The sequence below is a fragment of the Nitrosomonas sp. ANs5 genome, from assembly GCF_050584665.1.
Classification (GTDB): Bacteria; Pseudomonadota; Gammaproteobacteria; order Burkholderiales; family Nitrosomonadaceae; genus Nitrosomonas.
Genome location: NZ_JBEUDO010000106.1, coordinates 1 through 3,430, shown reverse-complemented (window position 1 = coordinate 3,430; position 3,430 = coordinate 1). Strand labels below are relative to the sequence as shown.

The window sequence follows — 3,430 nt, the reverse complement described above, 5'->3', positions numbered from 1 at the left end:
TGAGTGGTGATTGCACCACTACTTTGGCACTTTGATGCCGTTTTGGGTAGTGGGCGTCCATTCCATTACCTAGGTTCTGTTAATGTTTCATTTTAGGCACTTGACAAAGAGTAGAAAATTTGCATAATTCCAATCCAATCGGTAAATGTAAAACAAATATCGACAGTAGAGGTCGAGGATCAGCCATTAAACCTTTTGCAGGCCTTGTTCCAAGAACCGAAGGCCTTGAGTAGATTACACCATTCGAATCAAGTTGATTTCTGGAAGCAGATATTTCCTCAAAATATATGGCCAAAATTACACCCAAACAGGCTATGTATGTCAGTCTTGATCAGGATGTCTGGGGTCTTCTTTGCTGAAACCAGGTACAGGCTGTTTTCTTAATCGGATAGTGGGTGTCTCCGAGCAGAAGACACTATTCGCATCGGATAGACGCATTTGCATCTACTTGAGGTACCCGCGGAAGACAAGGATAGGCTGGAAAGCCAGCCGCATGGCGATTTCCATACCACGTATTCTTAGGTGGCACTTGTTTCGCAGAAAAGCCTACGATGGTATTCCCAATCACGGTCGGTTCGGGCACATCGCGCCAATGTACCAATCTACTGTTCCTACCTAGATCATCAATGATGGTGTTATTCTGAATCAATGTGCTGTCTTGTGGCCATTGATGGTAATTTGGTCCATTACCCCTTTGCTCCAGTCCGATACCAATCATATCGTTATTTGAAGTCTTTGCTCCCATCTGCAGAATATTGTTACGAATCACAGTAATGCCACCATTGGGAACGTCGATCAGTCGACTGTCAACCCCATCTAGAGAGGCAACAATGCTATTTTCAATTGTAGTTTTAGCAGCGCGACTCTTAATTTCATGCCCTTGCCCCTTTGATGACAAGAACTTACTACCCCGGATAATCAAGTGGTCAATATGGTTTGCGTATATGCCGTGCGCAGAGCCCCCATGACCCAATCTTTCAAACACACTATCTTCAACAATAATTGTGCTACCTGTGTTATTGCCGGCCAGAACTCCTTGCTGGCCATCATGGAAATACACTTTTTGCAAGGTAAGATTCTTTCCTTCCTGACGTATCGCTGCGCCATTGCCGCCACTAACAGCCATACCTGATACCTCTAGGCCTCGAATGAGGGTATTATTGCCTTTAATTACAAGTGTTGCCTTGCCACCGACGGTTGTATCCTTGAGATGTGCACCAGAAGCCTCAATAGTAATGTTATCAGCGGTGATAGTAGCGCCTTCTCTCCAGATTCCCGGTAAAATGGTAACGGCATCCCCGTGTCTTGCAGCATTAAAGGCATCCTGAATGCTGGTAAATTTCCGTTCGCCTATCGCAGCACGAGGAACATGAGGATCAAGTAAGGTTCCTGCTTCGGGCGGCGCAGCTTTATAAAGCCAGACATTGCCTCTAGAATGGCCGTAAGCTGCAAAAACATTTACTTCGGATAGATAAATGAACTTTCCAAAGCTGCCATTAGACATGGCTTGATCAGAAGGGGGAGATTTTCTTGTTGGAAAAGAACGAAATTTCTTATCGCTAAAATCCCACGTCCAGATTGTTTTACTACCATCCCAGAACACAAATCGATCATATACCGAATCGTACGCCACCCCTTTATTGAATAAATGGGGGATATCTTGTGGCCACCTCTCTACAAGGACAATCCGACCTGTTCCATCTGTTGCAGTGATTGCCCGATTCATGCCGGCTCCACGGTCTATCACGTATATTTTCTCGTCCTTTGCTGTCAGAATATTTGCAGTGGTCATATGATCACCAAAATATCCGTAATTCACATCTCTGGCAGATCCATCAGTTGAATATTCTCTCTGATATCCTTTTTGGCCAAATCCAAAAAATCCCCAAAGAACATCTCTCTTGGGCTGAATAATTAAATGAGTCGGAGCTGGCAGGCCTTTATGATTATGCAGTGTCCACTCCTTGGTTTCTGGATTGAACTCCCAGATTCCTGGCAATGGCGCTTGTTGATCCCCGTCCGGAAGATAGCCAGACCCACCACCAACCCACAGGGTTCTGGTCGATGGCCACCACACAACTGCATCATAGGTATGCCGCGATATTGGGCCTGTATATGGCCTCTTGGTTTGAGGATCATACGGCGAAGGCTCAGTTAGGCGCTCCCAGGACAGCGTCCGAAAACTGAATCGATAAACCTCGTTTCCACCGTAATCATTATGTCCTCCGCCAGTAAAATACCAGTCATGGTTGATGACATCAAAACCGGCGCCTCCCCAGGCCTGGAACACGCCACTCGGCCCAACAACTCCCCAAAACCCAAAAGCCCCTTTGGGTGCAGCAGCCATGATTGAGTCATGCTCGGCACGCGTCACCAAAGGTGCGGATGTATTGGGAATTTCCAGCCATTCACCCGGTTGCATCGTTGAAACCAATTCTCTGAGTCGCTTTAGCTCGCTTTTCTCTTCGGCATAGACACTGCAGGAATATATGCCGTACATAATCATGAGCGCAACCATAGCAAGCATGCGGCTATATGCTCTGTATTGATACAAAGATAATTTTCTCATCAGCATGTTACACCTCCGTTTCTTAACCAATGTTATCGCACAGTTATTGTGCATTCGGCCCACTTTGCAGCGGTATCTCCTTCAATCGTGCGTCCTAAACGAGGAACCGATGCGGAGTAGCGCGACTTCCTTACATCCCCATAAAAAGTTACTTAATGCAGGAGAGTCACCGTGAATTCGCCATTATGACTGATAAATTCTTTGGTTCCATTCACATCCGGAACGCAGCCCGATGCAACAGCCTCTTCAGCTATTACAGGTAGTATCCGGTATGAACATAGCTAGTGCTGTCAGGATTAAGGTCTCAGCTATCTCATCAGCCTCGGCCACTGGAAAAGTACAATCTTTGTAACACACCGAGAAATTGCTTCTTGCATAAACTTCCATATCTATAAACCATGCCACACCTCCTGTGTGACATATTCTCGCTCTCGCAGCTAAAGCTGACCGGCCAAAGCCGGTGGTTTTAACCTTATGATGGACAATAAATCAATTATGTTACCCAAAGTGATTCTGAGTAGTTTTACTATTGCCTTACATTATTCTGAAGATATTCGATTACATAGTCACAAGAATACATTATTTTTCTCCTTTAATTTAAGGCATCCCTATTAACGGTTATCAGCGGCCTTCAGGCATAACGATAATTTCAATCATAGTGAGCGCGAGCGACCGAAAAAAACATCCAGTACGCAGCTGGCGAGAGAACAGAACTCACATCAAACCTTGCCGCCGCGGCATTTCCTGGATTGCCGCAACACCTACGCAGCCCGCAACGACGAAGATGACCAAGGGCAGTGTTGGAATAATTTTTTTCCACCATGGCTTAGATAGTTCGATATCTGCCTGTCTATGCATTTA

General features: G+C 45.7%; 1 protein-coding gene. It reads right to left on the bottom strand.

Annotation, left to right across the window (positions count from 1 at the left end; genetic code table 11):
* Positions 1-415 precede the first annotated feature (415 nt).
* A complete protein-coding gene (locus ABTW62_RS13655) occupies positions 416-2,575 on the bottom strand; it encodes a right-handed parallel beta-helix repeat-containing protein (RefSeq protein WP_430905124.1) in 2,160 nt (719 codons plus the stop codon).
* Between the last annotated feature and the right edge of the window lie 855 nt (positions 2,576-3,430).

Excerpts from the sequence above, each read along its gene's own strand:
- ABTW62_RS13655 (WP_430905124.1), bottom strand. The coding sequence starts at position 2,575 with ATGCTGATGAGAAAATTATCTTTGTATCAATACAGAGCATATAGCCGC.